Annotated in this window: 12 protein-coding genes; 2 read left to right on the forward strand and 10 right to left on the reverse strand. The window is 71.9% G+C overall.

Annotation, left to right across the window (positions count from 1 at the left end):
- The coding region (locus tag U9977_RS09085) for an AAA family ATPase (protein ID WP_322748757.1) at positions 1-737 on the reverse strand (737 nt) is incomplete at its 3' end.
- A gap of 248 nt (positions 738-985) precedes the next feature.
- On the opposite strand from U9977_RS09085, the gene U9977_RS09090 reads away from it, so the two are divergent.
- On the forward strand, positions 986-2,308 hold the full coding sequence (locus U9977_RS09090) for a hypothetical protein (protein WP_322748758.1): 1,323 nt from the start codon (positions 986-988) through the stop codon (positions 2,306-2,308).
- Positions 2,309-2,503: 195 nt separating this feature from the next.
- Positions 2,504-5,110, forward strand: a complete 2,607-nt coding sequence (locus U9977_RS09095; RefSeq protein ID WP_322748759.1) for an Hsp70 family protein — start codon at positions 2,504-2,506, stop codon at positions 5,108-5,110.
- A gap of 74 nt (positions 5,111-5,184) precedes the next feature.
- Here U9977_RS09095 and U9977_RS09100 read toward each other — a convergent pair whose 3' ends face one another.
- From U9977_RS09100 to U9977_RS09140, 9 genes are read right to left on the reverse strand one after another with little or no spacing between them, the layout of a single operon-like run.
- Positions 5,185-9,042, reverse strand: coding sequence for a YncE family protein (locus tag U9977_RS09100; protein WP_322748760.1), 3,858 nt, complete (start codon positions 9,040-9,042; stop codon positions 5,185-5,187).
- 3 nt (positions 9,043-9,045) lie between these two features.
- Positions 9,046-9,990: a hypothetical protein gene (locus U9977_RS09105; RefSeq protein WP_322748761.1), complete on the reverse strand. Its 945-nt coding sequence runs from the start codon at positions 9,988-9,990 to the stop codon at positions 9,046-9,048.
- Positions 9,991-10,036: 46 nt separating this feature from the next.
- On the reverse strand, positions 10,037-14,968 hold the full coding sequence (locus U9977_RS09110) for a hypothetical protein (protein ID WP_322748762.1): 4,932 nt from the start codon (positions 14,966-14,968) through the stop codon (positions 10,037-10,039).
- A 3-nt stretch (positions 14,969-14,971) separates the two neighbouring features.
- Positions 14,972-16,627 (reverse strand): baseplate J/gp47 family protein, encoded by a 1,656-nt coding sequence (locus tag U9977_RS09115; RefSeq protein ID WP_322748763.1) that lies wholly within the window; start codon positions 16,625-16,627, stop codon positions 14,972-14,974.
- The gene (locus U9977_RS09120) at positions 16,624-17,094 is read right to left on the reverse strand and encodes a hypothetical protein (protein WP_322748764.1); all 471 of its coding nucleotides are present in this window, start codon (positions 17,092-17,094) and stop codon (positions 16,624-16,626) included. The genes U9977_RS09115 and U9977_RS09120 overlap by 4 nt, the downstream gene beginning before the upstream one ends.
- Before the next feature lie 19 nt (positions 17,095-17,113).
- A complete protein-coding gene (locus U9977_RS09125) occupies positions 17,114-17,446 on the reverse strand; it encodes a hypothetical protein (protein ID WP_322748765.1) in 333 nt (110 codons plus the stop codon).
- 9 nt (positions 17,447-17,455) lie between these two features.
- On the reverse strand, positions 17,456-18,256 hold the full coding sequence (locus tag U9977_RS09130; RefSeq protein ID WP_322748766.1) for a phage baseplate assembly protein V: 801 nt from the start codon (positions 18,254-18,256) through the stop codon (positions 17,456-17,458).
- Positions 18,257-18,272: 16 nt separating this feature from the next.
- On the reverse strand, positions 18,273-19,322 hold the full coding sequence (locus U9977_RS09135) for a hypothetical protein (RefSeq protein WP_322748767.1): 1,050 nt from the start codon (positions 19,320-19,322) through the stop codon (positions 18,273-18,275).
- Positions 19,319-19,831, reverse strand: a complete 513-nt coding sequence (locus U9977_RS09140) for a hypothetical protein (protein ID WP_322748768.1) — start codon at positions 19,829-19,831, stop codon at positions 19,319-19,321. Before U9977_RS09140 ends, U9977_RS09135 begins: the two co-directional genes overlap by 4 nt.
- Positions 19,832-19,834 lie beyond the last annotated feature (3 nt).

Genomic DNA, 19,834 nt, shown 5'->3' on the forward strand with positions numbered 1-19,834 from the left:
GGCATGCGCCTGGTCGCCGCGGTGATCGTGACGATGTAACCGAGCACCGCCGGAGAAAGGTGGACGCGGCGTGCGATGTCGGCCATCCGGACCACCTCGGCGCTGGAAAGTACCGGGTTCACCTCATTGAGCGTCTGGCCGCGGGCCCGGTTCTCCAGGATCTCCACCTCGGCCTCGTGGCGCGGATAGCCGATTTCCATCCGGATCATGAACCGGTCAATCTGGGCTTCGGGGAGGTCGTAGGTACCGCCGTGTTCCACCGGGTTCTGGGTCGCTATGACCATGAAGGGTCGGGCCAGCTCATAGGAGACGCCGTCCACCGTGACCTGGCGTTCCTCCATGACCTCCAGGAGCGCCGCCTGCGTTTTCGGCGAGGCACGGTTGACCTCGTCGGCAAGCACGATGTTCCCGAACACCGCTCCGGGCCGGAACTCGAACTCCCGGCTGCGCTCGTCCCAGACCTGCACGCCGGTGACATCGGTGGGAAGCAGGTCGGGGGTGAACTGGATCCGGCGCATCGTTCCGTCGATGGAATTCGCGATGGCCTTGGCAAGGGAGGTCTTCCCGACCCCGGGAACATCGTCGATGAGCAGGTGGCCCTCGGCCGCCATGCACACCAGGGCAAGACGAATGACATCCCGCTTACCCCGGACGAAAAGCTCGACGTTACGGACGAGTTCCTCGTAGCGTTCGGCGAACCATTCGACTTCGGACACGCTCGCCGAAGGGTCGGTCATGGGCTTCTCCCCCCAGGAATCACACGGCAAGGGCCATGGTAGAGGCCATCCCGGCCGTGGGGAACGAACCGAAAGGGCAAAGTTGTCCGCACCGTCGGGTGCTCTGATCGTCCCTGCGGGCAACGACCTGCGACCGGTGGGCACAGGCATGTCGAACCGTCGTATGGTCGGGGTGTGCCATCGCTGGTGGCGGGCGGGGACGTAAACAGCGGCCGGAACTGTAGGGAGCTGGAGGGAACGGAGTCGGTATGGATCCCGAACTTCGTCTCCACGAGACCCGGTTGCAGGTCCGGCCGGGTGAACTGGTACAGACGACGGCGACGGTCCGCTACGACGGCGACCTCGTCGAGCGGTACACGTTTGACGTGTTAGGGGCGGCGTCGGGGTGGGCCGAGGTCATCCCAGCGGAGATCTCGGTCACCCGCGGGGTTGAGGAAACCGTTCAACTGCTGTTCCGGCCGCCGACCGGCCCGGGGACACCGGTGGGAAAGATACCGTTCGCGTTACGGTGCCGCTCGCGGGAGAACCGCAACTGGGTGGCCGTCGAAGAAGGCGACATAACGGTCGGCGCGATTCACGAGATCACGGCCGCCGTCATCACCACGAAAGTGCGGCGCGGGCGGTGGACAGCCCGCTGGATCGCGCGTTTCGACAATCGCGGTACCGCCCCGGCCCTACTCCGCCTGTCCGTCCCGGACGAGGACGGCGCGCTCGGCTACGCCCTCACGCCGACGAGCGTCGAGGTCCAACCGGGCGGGTCCGGTGAGGTGTTCCTCAAGGCACGGGCGGTGCGGCCGTTCCTGCGCGGCACCATGGTGCGCCACCCCGTCCGGCTGGTCTACGCGAGAACCGACGAAACCCGAACCGACGAAGCCCGGACGAACCAAGCCCGGACGAACCAGGCCCGGACGAACCAGGCCCGGACGAACCAGGCCCGGACGAACCAGGCCCGGACGAGCGGAGCCGACCGACAGGTGGTCGAGGGCCAGCTCGATGCCGTCTTCGAACAGGTCCCGGTCATACCCAGGGCAGCTGTCAAGCTGGCCGGCGCGGCGCTGGTGATCGGTATCGTCGCGACAGCCGGCGCAGCCCTGCTGACCCGGGCGCCGACGAGGACGTCGACACCGACCGCGGCCGTGACCGCCGCGACCGCACCCGTGGCCCCCACCAGCCCGAGCCCCACCCCAAGCCCGAGCGTCGGACCGACAACGAGTGTGGGACCGACAACGAGTGTCAGCCCCACCGGCGCCGCTGGGCAGGTAGAGCCGCAGGGGATCTACGTCATCTTCCACGCCTTCGCGATCGACGACCGCGTCGCGACCGACAACCAGGCCGCGCAGCAGTTCATCAGCGACATCCAGCGGTTGCCGGATGTGGGAGTGGTCCAATTGATGGACAGCCGCCGGTCACAGCGGCTTCGCGAGCCCACCGACAAGCCCGATCAGGGCGAGTACGTGGTCCTCAAGGACGGGTTCGCCAGCTATCAGGACGCGACAGGCTACTGCGCGAAGGTGCTGCCCGCGCTCAGGCAGTCGGTAAAGGGCGCCAACTGCTACGCCGTGCCCGAGTGAACGCTCACTTTTAGGATGACCAACGCGCTATGACCGTGTACCCCGGCGGCGTCCTCCGCTGCGCTCCTCGCTCGCTGGCGCTCCCTACGATGCTCGCTTTGGCCGCCGCCTCATGACCGTGTACCCCGGCGGCGTCCTCCGCTGCGCTCCTCGCTCGCTGGCGCTCCCTACGATGCTCGCTTTGGCCGCCGCCTCATGACCTATGCCCTCGGCATCGACGTCGGGACCACGTTCACCGCGGCCGCGATCTGGCGGGACGGGCGGGCTGAGGTCGTCGACCTCGGCGAACGCGCGAGGACGGTACCGTCCGTGCTGTTCCTGCGTGACGACGGAGTAATGCTGGTCGGTGAGGCCGCGGAACGGCGTGCCATAACCGATCCGTCCCGGGTGGCAAGGGAGTTCAAGCGCCGGTTCGGCGATGACGTGCCGGTACGACTCGCCGACACATGGGTGGGGATACCCGACCTCGTCGCCGATATGATCAGATTTGTCGTCAGTAAGGTCACCGAGCGTGAATCGCAGGCGCCGGGCCATGTGATGCTGACCCGCCCCGCCACCTGGTCCGGTCACCGCCAGGACCTGATGGAACAGGCCGCTGGGCTCGCCGGCCTCACCGACGTCGGGCTCCTTTCGGAGCCGGTGGCAGCCGCGGGACACTACGCGGCGCAGGACCGCCTCACCCCAGGCGATCATGTCGGTGTCTACGATCTCGGCGGCGGCACCTTCGACGCGACGGTGCTGCGAAAGACCGACGGTGGTTTCGAGGTGTGCGGCGAACCCGGCGGTGACGACGACATCGGTGGCATCGACATCGACGAGGCCGTCCTCGACCACATCGCGCGGACGGTCGGCCCGCCCTGGCAACGCCAGGATCTGACCGACCCCGAGACGGCCCGTGCGGTCGCCCAGGTGCACGCCGCAGCGGTCGCGGCCAAGGAGGCGCTGTCCGCCGATACCGAGGCCGAGATCCCGGTGATCATCCCGGGTTGCAACCGGACCGTCCGACTCACCCGTGATGACCTGGAGGAATCCGTACGGATCATGGTGTTGCGAACCCTTGACACGTTCCGGCGCACGTGCCGTTCCGCCGGGGTGGAGCCGGCGGACCTCAACCGGGTCCTGCTTGTCGGTGGGTCGAGCCGCATTCCCCTGGTCGCCCGGCTGGTCGAGCGGGAGTTCCGCGTGCTGGTGACGGTGGACACGCACCCGAAGTTCGCGGTCTGTCTCGGCGCGGCGATCGCCGGCGGCGCACGGCTGTCACGGCGGGCACCGCAGACACCGCGGGTTCAGCGGGTTCAGGGGGCACCGCAGACACCGCAGCTCCGCACGATGGCGCGGCCCGCCGCGACCCCGTCCGATGCCGACGTTCGCGGCAGTACCGACACCAGTCCCGATACGCAGGCCACCGACCGCGGCACCGCGCGAAGCGCCGACAGTGCCGCGGCGGCCCTGGCCGCGGACCTGCTCGCGCCGCTGCCCGTTCCGGCCCGGCCAGCTGTGACCGTCGAGGTCGACCTCACCCAGGCCGGGCTCGACGAGCCCTACGACCAGCCACTGCATCCGCCGCAGGTACGCACCCGCGACGTCCGGCTGACCGACCGCGACGAACCGCTGCGCATACACCTCGGACCGTCGGACGAGGGCTACCGCAACCAGAGCCGGCGCGTGGCCGCGGTGGGTGGACTGATCGCGCTGATGGTGATCGCGGCGATCCTCGCCGCTGTGTTCGCGGCGACCGGGCGCCCATCGTCGTCGACGTCCGCCCCGCAGTCCTCTGGTCCAGGCAGTACAAGATCCACCGGACCGGCCGTGGGCTCCTCGACGGTCGCCAGACTCACCGCAGGCCTGCTGACGGCCGACGCCGCGCCCGGCAGCGCCGTGTACGGGTTCACCGACAACCCGCGCGGCGGCCGGGTGGCCGTCGGCAGTGGGTCCGGCAGCGGGTCCGGCGGGTCTGACCGAGGCCCGGCAGCCTGGTCATCCGATGGCACTTCGGCCTGGACCCCCGCAGTGGTGAGGTCACCGGCCGGTTCCGGACCGGGCGTGATGACCGGCGTCGCCAGCATCGGCGGCCGGCTCGTCGCGGTCGGATGGACCGCACCCCCGGGCGCCGGACCCTCCCAGGCAGTACCGACAGCATGGGTCTCCCCGGATGGGCGGACCTGGCAGGCGGTCGGCGGTGATCCCAATGGCAGCCCGGGGCAGATGAGCGACGTCGTCGCGGTGCCCGGCGGCCTACTGGCCGTCGGCGTCGACCGCGGCACCGATCACGACGGGGATGTCGCCGTGTGGCGCTCCACCGACGGCCAGACCTGGCGGCGGGAAACGGTGACGGGGGCCGGCGGTCTGGGCACCCAGACCCTCGACCGGGTCGTGGCGCTGCCCGGCGGCACCCTGCTCGCGGTGGGTCAGGAACCCGAGGGTGCCGGTACATCGGCCCACTTCCGGCGGTCGGCGGACGGAAGAGGTTGGCAGGACGTCCCGACCGACCTACCGCCCGACGCGGTCGTCACCGTCCTGGCCCTCACATCCAACGGTCGGCTGATGGCCGGTGGGTCGATCCTCGACACCCCCGGCAGGCGCCGGCCGGTGATCTGGCTCTGCGACGAGCAACTGCGGGGCTGCCAACAACAGGACATCATCCCGGCGGAGCAAGCGCCTCCAACGGCAACGCCGAGTATCAGGATGTATGCATCATCTGTCACCGGTGCGACCATCACCGCCGCCGGCACATCCACATCCGATGCATCCGGTGACTCCCGCGCGACCGTATGGACCCTGGTGCTCGACCAACCCCGGTGAGACGCCACCGGCCGGTAAGACGGCGTCGGCCAGGGTCGACGCCACAGGCATGCCAGTCACGGACCGAGACCAACCTATCGCAGTCCCGGCTTACCCGGCAGCACCACGTCCGAGCCGCAGTTGGCGCAGGTGAAGCGGGTCGCAGCCAAACCTGACGCCGTCGCGGTGGGCTCGGGATCAAGCAGCTGGTGCTCGCCCTGGCAGGTGCCGCAGTAGCACGCATCCACCGGGCCCTCGCCCGGCACGGGTTGCGAACGGCCGGGTCGGCACAGCCCGCCGGCCGGCAGCGGCGGCACCCGCGGGGTCTCGTCGACGTCATAGGTGATCTGCCAGTCCGTCACCGTCAGCTCGCCGGGCGACGCAGCGATGAAGGTGACGGGAACCTCGGTGATCGCCACCGCGTCCAACGTCACCCGCCCGAGTCGCAGTACCGACCCGGGCGGCAGGACGACGCGCACCTGCGCCGTGTCCGCGCCCGCGGGGGCTTGACCGATTCTGAGCTGCGGGGTCGCGGCCGAGGATGTGAGCGGCACCGACAGCACCGGCCCGGTCGAGCTCCCGGCGGCCGACCAGAGCACCTCCACCGACGGCGCCACGCCGTCCGCGGACGGCGTTGTCGCGTCGATCAGGAGGCGATACCGGCGACCGGCCTGCACGCTCGCCCGCTGCGCGACCGTCACCGCGACGCCGGCGCCGTTGACCAGCAGCACGTGATCTGACGCGGCCGTGGCGGCAAATCCGGCGGGAGCCGGCGGGCTGACCTCCCAGCCGGCGAACACGTCGCCGTCGAGCGCCAGGTTTCCGTTGGTCAGCACGTTCTCGGTGGCGCGCAGCGAGACCTGGTCCACCACGGCCACCACCCCGGCCTGCGCTCGGAACCGCAGTTCCACCTGCTCGGCGCCGGCAGGTGCAGCCAGGACGGCGCGGTGCGGCTGGAGCTCCGGCCGCGGCCGCACCGCCGGCTTCCGGGGGAGGTGCGTCATCGGCCCGCTGCCCTTCCCCGTAGGCCCCGCCAGGATCGGCACCTCGTCGGTGCGCTCGACGCTGCACCCCGGCCCGCGCCAGTGCAGCTCGGCGCTCGCGCCCGAGACCGAGGCCAGGGCCACGAAGGTCAGCTCGTACCGGCATCCACCGGAGACGGGCATGACCTGGGCGAGCGCGGCCGTCGCGGCCGGCGGCAGGTCGTCGCCTACCGCCGGCCGCGCGCCGATCACCGCAACCCGACCGCCCGGCGGTAGACACCAGGGCCGGACGGTACCGGCCGTGACCACCCAGTCCTCGGGCAGCAGGGCACCGGCGGTCAGCACGGTTAACCTTTCCGTGCTTTCCGTGCTTTCCGTGCTATCAGCGACGTATATTCGCTCGCCGTCCGGTGTGATCACGCAGTCCACCGGCCCGTGGCCGACCGTCACCCGATCCACGACGCGGGACTGCGCCAGGTCCACGACCGCCACAGCGCCGGTGGCTTCCAGGGTCACGAACGCATGGCGCCCGTCCCCGCTGACCGCGACGCCCGAGGCCGTCGACTTGTCACCATCGCTCAGGCGCAGGTCTAGGCTGCGGACCGCTGCTGACGCCAGGTCGACGACGCTCAGCGAGGCGGATCCGGAATGCACGACGGCGGCGGCGCGACCGTTGGCGCTGAGCGCGCATCGGGTCGCGGCGGGGGCCAGCGGGATCCCCGGCCCCTGGACGGTGAGCCGCCCGGTGTCGATCGCGACCAGCGCCGAGTCACCGTCCCCGCGGGTCAGAACCCACAGCGTCGAGCCGTCAGGGCTGACTGCCAGGTCCACGGGCGGCTGGGTCAGGATGGCCTCAGCGCCCCAGAGCTGCCCGGCGCCCCCGAGTTGGGTGTCCCCGGCGCGGACGTCGGACGCCGGCACGGCGACGACGCTGTGCACAGTCGTGTCGTCGCCGCCTACGACCATGACGCGGTGTGTCCCTGCCAGGTACAGGGTCGTTCCCTCCACGGCCGGCGCCACTGCCGTCAGACCGCTGTGGGCCAGCGTGGCGGTCGTGGTCAGGCCGGTGCCGGCATCCAGCGTCACCAGGGTGACGCCGTCGAGCAGAAGATAGCCGTAGCGCCCGTCGGGGTCGGCGGCAAGGCCGTCCAGGGAATGACCCGTGTCCATGGCCACGGTCGAAACCGCGACGTGGTCGGCGAAGACATCGATCGCGGCCATCCGTGCGAGAACGGTCCCCCCCACCACCGCCGCCGCTTCCAAACCCCCGGTGCCCTCGGCCGGCGCACCACCGGCGACGAACGCACGGCAGCCATCCGCGGCGACCGCGACCCGCCGCACCGGGAAGCCGACACCGTCCAACAGCCGCGACCCGGTGGGCAGCTCCGCCGTCCGCCGCCAGTGCGCGAAGTCACCGTTGCGCACGTGCTCACCGGTTGGGCAGCCCTCGGCACCGGGCGCCGCGGCCAGGACGGCGTTGACCCCGTCGAGGATCTCCTCGGCGGCCAGGTCGATCTCCACCCGGCCCAGCGGGGCCAGCCGCTCCAGGCCGACCCGACGCGCGGATGCGCCCTCCCCGACCTCCACCTCCACCGGCATCGTGAAGTGGGCGGGGACGATCCGCAGCCGGAACAGGCCGTCGGCGCGCTCGACGCCGCCGGCGCTCGCCTGCCGCCACGACAACCCGCCGTCCACGCTGCGCTGGATGACCGCAGCGTCCGAAGGAGCCGCAGCGGCCAGCACGCTCCAGGCCGCTTCCCCGCGCTCGATCTGGAGCGTCAGCCAGTACCGCTGCCCGGCGCGGAAGATGTATGCAACAGGCAGCAGGGCGTTGACCCACCGGGGCCCACCGTCCGTGCCGCGTTCGAGCCGCACGGCGACGGGGTGGGGTAGCAACGGCTCGTTCCAGGGCTTGCCGTCGGTGTCGGCCACAACGTCCAGCAGCAGTGTGGCCGTCGGGGTGGTCGCGGCCAGCAGCAGGTCGACGGCCGTGACCGCCAGGTCGTCGGCGAGCACGACTGGGCAGGCCAGGGACTCGGCAGCAGTGAGCGGCAGCGCACCGGCCGGGGTGACCGCTCCGGTCGGGCCGTGGCCGATCCGCGAGTCCTGGAAGGCACCGGTCGCCCTGGCCCGCGTGCCGGCGGGGACCAGCCGGGCGCCCGCCGGGACCGACAGGCGCAGCGCCACGCCGCCGGTCCGCGGGACGCCCGCGTAGTCGTAGGTCAGGGTCGCCTCGGTGAGGCCGCCTGGCAGAGCCGGCGTCGCCACGGTGAACTCCATGGCCAGCTCCAGCTCCAGCCGGCAGAGCGTGTCCGAGTGGACGACGAGCGGCAGCCGGTAGAACCCGTCCTCGACCACGGCCGTGGCGAGCGCCGCCTGCAGCGCGGCCGCCACGTCCGGGGTGCTTTCCGCACGTACCAGTTCGCCGGGACGGGACCAGAACGCCGGCTGCGAACCGGCGCGGGCCACGAGGTTGGACGGCGTCGAGCGCAGCGTCACCAGGCCGACCGCAAGCGGATTGGTCGTGTGCGTGAGCTTGAACTTCGACGCCGTCAGCCCGGGGACGGCACCGTCGGCAGCCAGCGTGAACACATCGGCGACGGCGTCGTTCGGGCTCAGCGGCGCGCCCCGGTTGTTCAGCCGCACATACACGCCACCGAAGTCCACCTGCAGCTCGGCACCGGTCAGGTTGCCGCCGCGGATCCGGGTCAGCGTGCGCCGCTGGTGAAAGTCCAGCTCGGTCCACCGCAGGCCGGGCATGTCGCCGCGGGACAGGGTCGCCCCCCAGGTCCCAACCTCGCCACTGAACGAGATGATCTCCTCGAACATCGGCGAACCCGCGGGCGCGACCGGAGTCAGCGTGAGCACGGCGGAACTCAACCGCGCCCCCTGCGGGATCGACCGCAGCCATACCGTGCGGTCGCCCTCGAAGGGCGCGCCGGCGCCGTCGAAATGCTCACGCCGCCGCATCGCTTAGACCTTCAGCAGGACGAGGACCTTGAGGTGGTCCGTAGGGGGTGCCGGGAAGTCGTCCCCGTCGTTGTCATCCTGGGGCACCTTGGGCATGTCGAGCAGGGTCAGCCCGACCGACTGCAGATCGAACTGGACCGCCTGGACCTTCGACGGCGCGGGGAACGGCGGGCCGTCCTGTCCGTCGCCGCTACCCGTGTAGTTATGTGTCAACCGAGGGCGCATCTGGAAGTAGAGGTCGTCCCAGTCCCGGGCCAGCGCCCGGACGGTCCGGCGCTCGCCGCAGCAACGATCGAACCACGGGGAGTGGAAGTACTGGTCGTCGTCGAACCGGTCGTTGGGTGCGGCGTTGAACCTGCTCCAGAACTCGCTCTCCACCTCGTCGAGGGTGGCGTCGTCGGGCATCTGCACGCCGTAGAGCTCCAGCATGTGCTTCCACGGAATGTGGTAGGGATGCCCGGAGCCGGGGTCGATCTCCAGCGCTTGCAGGGCGCCCTCCGGGGTGTTCTCCGGGCGGTAGCGGATCCGGCTCTCGCTTCTGTGGTGCAGGTAGAACGTGGCCAACGTCCCGAAGACATGCCCGTCCTCGGCGGCGACGACCTTGAAGTAGTCCAACTGGAAGATGCTCACCAGCGGCCAGGTTCCCAGCCTGTGGTCGATCACGGACTCCTTGCCGCGCTCCAGCCGGCGGAACACGCTCAGGTACCCGGTGCGTTTGGGCAGCTGCCGCTGCACGTAGTCGAGGATCTGCGCGGCGAGGGCGTCCGGGGTCAGCCCGGCGAGCTTCTCGGCGTCCTGGGACTGCGCGACGCTGGTGATGCCCTGGACGGCTGTGGTGACCTGCCGGGCGATGTCCTCCTGGATCAGGTGCTGGAGTCGCACCCAGTCGTCCGCCGTGATCAGGTCGCCGGGCTTGCGGTCGATGTAGGGGGTGGTCTGCTCGGTCATCGGTTGCTCCAGGGGGTCGAAGGTGTGTGGGTGTGCCGATCGACGGTCACGGGCCGCTGTGGTCGCGGGTGACTCTCACCCGGGTGCCGGCGGCCTTCGCCTCGTTGACGCCGAGCGGGGATGGCTCGATCGTGCTGCGGCCGGTGAGCGACGCCGCCGGGCCGGCGACGATCGCCCGTGCCGACTCGAACCGAGCACCGTCGGCCGCCACCGACACGTCGAACCGGGCCGGGCCGGCCGGCCTGGCGCTGACATTGATCAGGTTTCCGTCCGGGCCGTTCTGTCGCGCCTGAAGCAGGATGAAGCCGGCGGCCCCCTCCTCGCGCAGATAGAGCCGGGCGTGGTTCGGCCCGCTGCCGCCGCTGAGGTGCCTCGGGGTGCGAAACGGCAGTGTCACGGCGCTGAAGCCGATCGGCAGCGTGACCACCGGCTCGGCGCGCAGCAACACCGAGCGCGCGTTGACGAGCGCGACGAGGTTGTCGTCGTCGTCCGGGGGCTCGGTGACCACGTGCTCATACAGCTCGGGCCGTTTCGGGTCGCTGGCGAACCGGGCTTCGTCGAACCGGCCGCCGAACCGGGCCGGCAGGTCGGCCGGCAGATTGACCTCGAATGCGCCGGGGGTGTGCCGCAGCCAGCTGAAGACCCAGCCAGACGGCGGGTTCACGGGTCCGCTCGCGGCGAAGACCGCTTGGACGGGCTCACCGCCGGTGATGTAGTCGCTGACGTCGAAAATCCCCGGCCAGCGGCACGGCCCACCGGCGAAGCGGGCCGCGTGGACGTCGTCGGGTGCGGTTCGGGCAGCGCCGAACACGGCGCCGTCGAGGCGGCTGCCGGCACACTCCAGCACCTGCCACCGGCTGCGGCCGCGCTCCAGGAGCAGGGCGTCACCCTTCACCGCCTGGCGGACGCGCGCGAGCCGGGATGGCCGCTCACCGTTGGTCACCTGCCAGGCAAGCGAATGCGGCTCGACGGCGGACTCCCCGATGGTGACGCCGGGGTACGACTCCGGTTCGTCGCCGGCGGCTGGCCCGGCCGGACGCAGCGTCACGTCGAACCGCCGGGACAGTGCGGTCACCAGCAGGAACGGCGGGTCCGCGCGGTGGAACGTGCCGACAACCCCGACCACCGCCCCCGCATGGTCGGCCAGTGACACCTCGCCGCCCGGCCGCGCCGCGAGCAGCAGGGCGCCGCCGGCATCCTCGAGCCGCCAGCCGTCCTCGGCGTGCACCAGCAGAGCGGTCAGCGCAACCGGATCGGCGTCTGGCCGGTCGGAGGAGTCGAAGCTGCCGGCGTCGACCTGCGCCGGGGAGACCTCCACGCTCAGCCCGGCGGCCCTGGGCAGGAGCTGGTCGACGGCCGGCGCCCAGGGGTTGTCCAGCGCCAGGCCGCCGCCGGGCACGCCGCATGGGCCGGCCCACAGCTTTTCGGGGGTCGGCACTCGCACCCACGCCCCGAGGTGCCCGGCACGAAGCTCGGTGGCCGGCACCGGGACCGGCACCGCGCCCGCCGGGGACTCGACCTGCGCGCGGATGGCGCCGTCCGGCGCCCGCCACAGCGTCGCCGCGTCCCCGGCTGCCAGTGGGCGCAGCAGTGCGACCATCCGGCCTGTATCACGTTCGATCAAGGCAGGACCGCCGTTGCCCTGCGGTGCCTCGACCCGGACCGTCAGGGACGCATCGCCGGCACCGTCGTTGTCGAGGATCACCGGGTCGCCGTGGTGCAGCCAGCGGACCGGCAGCGTCCGCTGGGCCGGCGGGTACTCGATCACATCCAGGCCGCGCAGCGGGAGGATCTCGAGCCGGCTGCCGGGACCGGTGGTCGGCGAGGTGAGCCGCAACCGCTGGTCCGCGGTTGCCGTCGCCAGACCGGGCAGCGCTGCATCGATGGCCGCGACCACCTCCGCGAGGGTGGTCTGCGCCGGCGAGACACCCGCGACGTCGATCTCCCGCGGCGGGTCGCCATCGACCCGAAGGAGGAGCCGGGAACGCTCCGACAGATCAGCCGGGGCCAACAGGTCGACCGTACCGGTGATCATGGCTGGCTGAGCGGCGAGGCCCGTGCTCTCCGGCGCCACGCCCGGCCCGAAGAGCACGGCGCGGGCGTCGCCGCCGGTGTAGGCCGAGACGGCGACGCGGCTCGCCGTCCCGGCCAGCGTGGATTCCAGCACCAGCCGGTTGTCGACGAACGAGGCCACCGCGGGCTGCATCGCGGCCTGCATCGCGGTGTTCACGGCAGCCGTCACCTCCAGGGCCGTGACCTTCGTGAGGTCGGCGGGGTAGGCGGTCTTGGCGGCGCAGTCCACGCTCACCTCGGGCCGGCCGTCCACCGACAGGACGAGGTACCGGGCCTGGCGCAGGTCCAGCGGCCCGCCGACGTCGGCCAGACCGGTGATCCGGGCCTGGCGGCCGTCGCTGCCGTGGTAGGTGCGCAGTGTGACGCCGAGCACCGCCGCGGTCGCGTCGTGGACGCCCTCGCCCTCGGGCGCCTCGATACGCAGCTGGGCGCCCGGTCCCCGGCTCGGCGAGACCAGCGCCAGGTGGGTCCCGTCGTGGGAGGCGAAGCTGCCGCCGAGCGCCACGTTCAGCATCGAGGCCAAGGCGCCGAGCGAGCACCGGGCACCCTCGTCGCCGGTGAGCGCGACCTGCACGGCGTCGGCCCCGTCGACGCCGATCCGCAGGGCTGCGTGCGGCGGCAGCTCCACGCCACCGCGCAGGTCGGTGACGGCGACGAACGTGACCCCGCCCGCATCCTGGCCGCGGGCGAACGTCGCGGCGTCGCCGAGAAGCAGCCGCCGGGCGTCCTGCGCCTGCGGCACCTCGAAGGCGATCCGGCTGGCCGGACCGTCCATCGGTGAGCGCAGCGTCAGCCTGCGGCCGTCGTGCGTGGCCACCGGTGGCTGATCGTCCGATTGGAGCAGTTTCTTGTTCAGCCGTGTGACGATCTCGTCCAGGACGGTCGCCCGCGGCCGCGACCCCGCGCAGTCGACGTCCACCGGCGGCGCATCGTCGACGGCGAGGCGCAGGTAGCGGGCCGAGGACAGATCGAGGCCGTGGCTGAGGTCGGCGGTGCCGGTCACAGCGGCCCGGCTCGCGTCGTCCCCGCGGGCACCGGCCCGGTCGACGCCGAACAGGGTCCGGGCCGCCTCGCCGGTGACGAACGCCCGGGTGACGAAGCGCCGCCGGCGTTCGGCGGAAACCGGCCGCACCTGCAGCCGGCTGCCACCGCCCGGACGCCGCGACCGCAACACGAGATGCACGCCGTCGTGGGTGGCACCATCGGAGCCGGAGCCCCCTGAACCGGGATCACCTGACCCGGAGCCCAGCGCGCGGTTGACCCGGTCGACCAGGTCGTCCAGCCACAGCCGCGGCTGCTCGCCGGTGCCACCGCGCAGGTCGATCCGGGCGAACCGGCCGCCGTCGACGGCGAGCTCGAACAGGTACCGTGCCGCGACCACCACGCCCGCGGACAGATCCGTCCCACCGGTGTAGTGGGCCACCGTCGCGGCGGCGCCTTCGGCCAGCCGCGGCGGCAGCCCGAGCAACACCGGGGCGGCGTCGCCGGTGACCGGTTCGAGGGCCACCTCGGCCAGCTCGCCGGTGCTCGGCGACGTGAGCTGGAGCCGGCCTGCGACCGCGGTGGCGACATCGGCACCGACCGCCGAGTTGATCGCCGCGACGATCTCGTCGAGCCGGGTGCGCTCCGGGACCGCACCGGCGCAGTCGACGGTCACGGTGGGCACGTCGTCGACCCGCAACCGCAGCTGGGACGCCTCGCGCAGGTCGACACCATCGCGCAGCTCGATCGTGCCCGTGACCCGCGCCGGCTGGGGGTCCTGTCCGGCGCGGGTGGTCACGGCGACGCCGAACAATCGCTCGGCGGCGTCCTGCGCGGCCGCCCGCCGCAGTTCGATCGTGCTCGCCGCTCCCAAGGTCTGCGAGATGAGGGTAAGGCGCCGGCCGTCGTGGGAGGCGACGCCCAACCCCAGCGCCGCGTTGATCGCGTCCCGGATGTGGTCGAGGAAGGTGTGCGCGGGGTCGTCGGCTGCGCAGTCCACCTCGGCCAGATGCACGCCGTCGGCAAGCAGGCGAAGGTAGCGGGCGCCGGTGAGGTCTGCGCCAGCGGCGAGGTCCACCGCGCCGGCCAGTACCGCCGCCGTCTCGTTCGTGCCGCGGTAACTCAGCGGCAGCAGGCCCAGCACTGCCGTGGCCGCGTCGTCCGGCCCCTCCCGCACCTCCAGCCGGGAGTCGGGGCCGGCCGTCGGGCTGCTCAGCACCAGCCGGCCGCCGGATGCGCGGGCGGCGCCGGCACCCAGCCGGGTGCGAAGGCGGGTGGTGATGTGCTCGAGCGACACGGCGCCGGCGTCGCCCGCGCCCTCGCTCAGGTTGACCACGGCGGGGGTGCCGTCGTCCACAACGACGTAGAGAAAGCGCTGGTCGCGCAGGTTCACGCCGCCGCGCAGGTCGGGGGTGCCGTGGATCTCGGCCCGCCGCGCCGGTGTGCCGGAGACGTCCAGGCTCGGTGTTCCCAGCAGCAGGGTGGCGGCGTCGGCCCGGTCAGCCTCCGCGGTCACCAGCTCGGCGTCCGGGCGGCGCCACCAGCTGTCCAGCTCCTGCGCGCCGTCCTCAATGGTCAACCCGAGCGCGTCGGCCGCCACCCGCAGCACACCGGGCACCGTGACCGTGCCGCCGAGCAGCGTGCGCACGTAGCGCAGGAGGTGCTCGCGGAACTGCTCGACGGTCTCGTCGCCGCGGGGGAGCAGCCCGTAGAGCGCACCGATCCGGGCGAGGTCGTCCACCTCGGCGGCACCGCGGTCGGCGAAGCCGACCCAGTGTGCCTGCATCACCTCGGCGAGCAGGTTCTCGCCGAGCTGCAACTCGCCGCCGAAGGCGTCGACGACGGCGCGCAGCGCCGAACGGGCCGCAACCGGGCGGAAGGTGCCGGGCAGGTACCCGAGGATGCGGTCGGTCTTGGTCGGCATCGCCTACTGCTCCCCCTGCTCCCGCAGCGCCACGTCAGCCGGCGCCATGTCCAGGACCACCCAGAACGGTTCGCTGACGCCGGTGGCGCTGACGACGGTGGCGCTGACGACGAAGGCACCGCTGTCGATCTGTTCGTCGGTCGCCGGGCTGCCGTCGGCGGCCTGGCACAGGCTGCGGTCGGGGATCCGCCGGCCGGTGGGTGGCAGCGCGGGCACCGTGCCGCCGAGTGCGGCCTCGACGGCGGCACGGCGGGCCGTGTCATCCCCGGCCGGGACGCCGGCCAGCGCGTTGAGGACGGCGTCGGTGAGCAGTGCGGCACCCGGGCTGCCGAGGTCCGAACGCCAGATGATCACGTCGGCCACCCGCACCGAGACGACGTCCGGGTCCTGACCGGCGGCCGCCAGCAGCCGCGTGCCCTCGGCGGGCTTGCCGCTGGTCAGCGTGTCGACGTACGCCTGAGCCCTGGCGATCATCGTGGTGACGACCTTCTCCTTGCCCTGCGTGGTCAGGCCCGGCCTGACCACGACCGCGAGCCTCGGGGTGAAGAAGACGTAGCGGGCGACCAGGCTGGCCTGCACGCCGGCCGCCCGGGTCTCGTGGACGGCGGCACGCAGCGACTCCATCCGCTCCGGTTCGGCCTCGACGAGGATCGTCACCGTGCCGAGCGGCGCCTTGGTGGGGTCCGGGTTCTCACCCTCCCAGACCTCGACCGGCCGGCCCCCGCCTTCGGAGATCACCCGGATCAGCGCCGCCAGCGTGGCCTGGCCGAGCGAGCGCAGCACGGACGCGGCCCGGGCCCGCAACTGCTCGTCGGTCTCGCCCGCGGCGCTGAAGACCGTTGGGTCGAAGTTGGTCACCCGGCTGATCCCGGCGACCGGGGCGAACATGTCGGTGATCGCGCCGGCCGGCACTGTGCCGGCCTCGCCTGGAAACGTGTCCTCGGCGCGGACCGGGAGGTCGATCCGTACCTGGCCGCGTTGCAGCGTGCGCTCCTCGGAGGTGGCGAACCGGACCTTCGCCGCGGCGGTGGTCACGACGGTGCCCGCCGGGATCGTGATGCTGCCGTCGACGCCGGCCGTGCGGAAGAACGTCACCAGCCCGACCGCCCGCTCCTTCGGCCTGCGGGTGATGCCGAGGATCGCCACGACCAGGTCCAGCGAAGTGCTCGTGGCGGTGTCGAGAAAGCCGGACAGGTACGCGAGGTTGATCTGCTTGTAAACGGTGGCGATCTCCCGGCCGACGGCCTCGGCCAGCGTGCGGGTCACGCTGCCGACGTTGATGTCGGTGATCGGTGATGGGCGCTCACCCGGGGGCAGCGCGTAGTCGACGTAGAAGGTGCTCAGGTCGTCCGGTCGCCGGCCGCCGTCCTGCCAGGCGACGGCGTTGCCGGCCTGGTCGTAGACGAAGTCGACCGACTTCTGGAACGTGTACCGGATGGTCGGCTTGTCGGGGGCGTCGGTGACGGTGCCGGTGACGGTGCCGGTGACGGTGCCGGTGATGGCGCGGACGTCGAGCGCCTGGCGGGTCAGCGGGTACCGGTCCTGCTTCAGATCGAAGATGATCTCCTCGTTGACGACCCCGCCGATGACGGCGGTGAGGATGTCGTCCACCACGTCCGGAAACGGCCGGTCGACGAGGAAGGCGCTGTCGGTGTTCATGCCGGCACACCCCCGTCGAGGAAGAACGGGAAAACCAGGTTCAGCGGGGTGTCCTCGTGGACGGGCAGCAGGCGTGCCGTGATGTCGATCCGCCACCGCTGCCGGGGATGCGAGACGACGTCGACCGAGAGCACCCGGGCGACCCGCGGCTCCGCGGCCAGTGCCACCAGGGTGAACATCTTGGCCCGGTTGCGGGTGGAGGATGTGTTGGGCTGCCCGATCAGTTCGTGCAGCCGCGAACCGTAGTCGGGATGGCCGAGCAGTGCGAGTTCGCCCTGGTGGGTGAGGAACCGCAGCAGCAGCGCCTGCCGCAGGTTGTCCAGCGTCGAGAGCGTCTCGAGGTCGGACTCCCCGGTCTGTGGGCGGCGCACGGTGAACAGGTCGCTGCCCCGGCTACGGTCGTCGGCCAGGTGCAGGTCGTCGAGCAACCGCAGGTCACTCCCCCAGCGCGGTTCGGTGACGTCCATCAGGGCGACCTCCGGTCTGTCATGGCGGCCACTGGTCGATCACGTAGGGTGCCGCGGGCGGCCCAATGATCAACAGGATGCCGGGTGGGCTGGGGATGCGGTCGCCGACCCGGACCAGGCCACGGCCGCCCACTGCGACGCCGGCGCTGGCCACCGGCCCGATCACCAGCGGGTACGGGAAACCCCAGACGGAGTTCACCATCAGGCACAGCGATCCAGCGGTGGCCAGCGGCATCCCGCCGGCCGTCACGAAGGGCGGAAAGACAGCCGTCACCGTGCCGGTGTCGGGCGGGCCCGACAGGCCGGGGGTCACCAGCACGGCGCAGCCGAGGGAGACAGGAGGTCCAGGCATCGTCGGCGCTCACGGCGAGAAGGACGTGATGCCCTTGACGTTGACGAGCGCACCCTGCAGCGTCGTCGCGCCCGTGGCCGCCACGGTGGCCGTCCCGGATGCCTTCAGCGTCGCCGACCCCTGGGCCTCGACGGTCACGTCGCCAGTGCCCTTGATCGAGACGCTGGCACCCTCGAGGGTGAGCGAGCCCGTTGCGCGAAGCGTCATGGCCTGGGCCGCCTCGACCGTAACGTCGCCATCCTGATTCAGGACGATCTTAGTCCGGCCGGTGACGACGGTGACCGTGCCACCGCCGCCGTCCGGTTGGTCGAGACGCAGCTCGGTCTTGCCTGCGGTGGCCCGGACTGCGCCGTCGGTCACCCGGACGGTGATCTTCGGTGGTAACTCGAAGATTAATTCCCGCGCCGGCTCGCCGTTGTCGGCCACGCGGACGGCGCCCTTGACCGTCCTGTCGTCGGCCTCGGCGAGTGGCAGCCGGAAGATCACCTCGTTCGGCTTGTTCGGCGGCGGGCGGTCCACCTCGTTGTACAGCCGGCCGACCACGATCGGCGCGTTGACGTCACCCCGGTCGAAGGCCAGCAGCACCAGGTCACCGAGGTTCGGGACGGCGACCGAGCCGATGCGCCCGGTGGCGATCGGGACCCGCCGCAGCAGCAGCCCGCTGCGCAGCCGGACGTAGCAGCCGTAGTTGTCGTCGTCCGATGTGGCGGTGTGCGGGTAGACCGCCTCGACCACGCCGACCTCGCTCACCCGGACGTTGCACAGCTCGTGCCGGATGATCTCCTGTAGGGTACTGACGATCGTGCTCATCGCCACCTCCTCATGATCATGACTCGATGCTCCGGAACCCGATCCGGGTGCGAAACCCGCTGTCCTTACGCAGGTGGTGTGTGACGGACCGGACCTGGTAGGTGCCGTCCATCCCGCGCTGCGGTGTCCCGGAGATCCGCACCGCGTCACCGAGACGCACCTGGGGTGCGCCGGTCACCAGCACCTCCCCCACCGTTGATCCCCGGGTGAGCTCGGTCAGCGCGGCCTGCGCCGCCTGCTGCGCGGCACTCGCCGTCCGTAGCACGCTGCGTTCCACCAGGAGCGTGGTGGCGCCCGACCCGGCGGTGCCGGTGTACGGCGCGAGATCCTTGGCCAGCCACGCCCACGAGTGCTCCCCGCGGGAGGCCCCGGGCGACTCCCCCACCGCGGTGACCCGGGTCGCGTGCGGCGGCCGCCGGTCCATCCGAAGATCCAGGATGTGCCGGCCGTACTCGAACACGTGCGACGCGCGGCCGCCGGTGAACACGGCGAACACCAGCCGCCCCTGCTCGTCGACGTAGCGGTCGAAGCCGCACAACGCGGCCAGCTCGCCGATGTGCCGGTAGGCGCTGCGCCGAGCGTCGACGACGTAGGCGGGGAAGGTGATACCGCCGTCGACCTGTGCCACCGCGACGCCGGCCGCACCGGCCAGCTCGGTGGCGATCGCACCGGCGGTACTCGCCTCGAAGGTCCGGTCAAAGCGGGTGTGCAGCAACGCCTCGGCGCCGCCGTGCCCCACCACCCGGCGGGTCCGCAGATCCGGGGCGGTGTCGACGATCGTCGTGGTGGTGACCTGCTGCGGGTCCTCGCCGTCGGTATAGCCGAGGGCGACGTCGAGCCGCTGGCCGACCTCGGGGCGGAACGAGCCGACCTGGCCCATGGCGAGGGTGACCCGATCGGCCGCCCCGGCCATGCCCAGCTCCACCCGCAGCTCGCTGACCGTGCTGGTGCCAGGAGTGGTGGTGCTGTCGACGACCGTGCCGGTACCACTCGGCGCGCCACCGCCGGTGCCGGTGCCCGGCTCGCGGAAGGTCAGCACGTAGGCGGGCCGCAGCAGCGCCGTCATCCGGCATCCCGAGGCTCGATGCCGTGCGCGGCCAGCAGGCTCGTGGTCAGGTGGAAGGCCGGGTCGCCACGGTGGGCGGCGTGCACGCCGGCCAGCAGCGCACGCAGCCGCTCGTCATGTTCGGCTGCGGGCAGCAGGATCTGCGTCGCGGCCGCGACGACCTGGTCGGTGTCGTCGCGCAGCGCCGCCAGCGCGAGGTCGGCCACGTGCGGGTACCCCTGCAACGCCAACCCCTCCAGGCTGGCCCAACGCGCCTGCGGGTCGGTCGAGCGCAGGTTGGCGAGGTAGACGCCGATCAGCGCCGGTCTCGCGGCCTCGGTGGCGAACATCTGGAGCCGGGCCACCAGCCGGCCCGACGGCGGTGGGGAGAACTGCCGCGCCACCCGCGCCACGAGCTCGTCCTTGGCCTGGTCGCTGAACCGGTCCACGGCGGTCAGCGCGACGAACGGCACCAGGTCCTCGGTCTCGAGGAGCTCGGCGAGCTCGTGCACCTCGTCCTCGGTGCTCATCTG

The organism is Protofrankia sp. Cas8 (genome assembly GCF_963555845.1).
In the GTDB taxonomy this organism is placed as follows: Bacteria; Actinomycetota; Actinomycetes; order Frankiales; family Frankiaceae; genus Protofrankia.

Coding starts and splice junctions, on each gene's coding strand:
- U9977_RS09090 (WP_322748758.1), top strand. CDS start 986: ATGGATCCCGAACTTCGTCTCCACGAGACCCGGTTGCAGGTCCGGCCG.
- U9977_RS09095 (WP_322748759.1), top strand. CDS start 2,504: ATGACCTATGCCCTCGGCATCGACGTCGGGACCACGTTCACCGCGGCC.
- U9977_RS09100 (WP_322748760.1), bottom strand. CDS start 9,042: ATGCGGCGGCGTGAGCATTTCGACGGCGCCGGCGCGCCCTTCGAGGGC.
- U9977_RS09105 (WP_322748761.1), bottom strand. CDS start 9,990: ATGACCGAGCAGACCACCCCCTACATCGACCGCAAGCCCGGCGACCTG.
- U9977_RS09110 (WP_322748762.1), bottom strand. CDS start 14,968: ATGCCGACCAAGACCGACCGCATCCTCGGGTACCTGCCCGGCACCTTC.
- U9977_RS09115 (WP_322748763.1), bottom strand. CDS start 16,627: ATGAACACCGACAGCGCCTTCCTCGTCGACCGGCCGTTTCCGGACGTG.
- U9977_RS09120 (WP_322748764.1), bottom strand. CDS start 17,094: ATGGACGTCACCGAACCGCGCTGGGGGAGTGACCTGCGGTTGCTCGAC.
- U9977_RS09125 (WP_322748765.1), bottom strand. CDS start 17,446: ATGCCTGGACCTCCTGTCTCCCTCGGCTGCGCCGTGCTGGTGACCCCC.
- U9977_RS09130 (WP_322748766.1), bottom strand. CDS start 18,256: ATGAGCACGATCGTCAGTACCCTACAGGAGATCATCCGGCACGAGCTG.
- U9977_RS09135 (WP_322748767.1), bottom strand. CDS start 19,322: ATGACGGCGCTGCTGCGGCCCGCCTACGTGCTGACCTTCCGCGAGCCG.
- U9977_RS09140 (WP_322748768.1), bottom strand. CDS start 19,831: ATGAGCACCGAGGACGAGGTGCACGAGCTCGCCGAGCTCCTCGAGACC.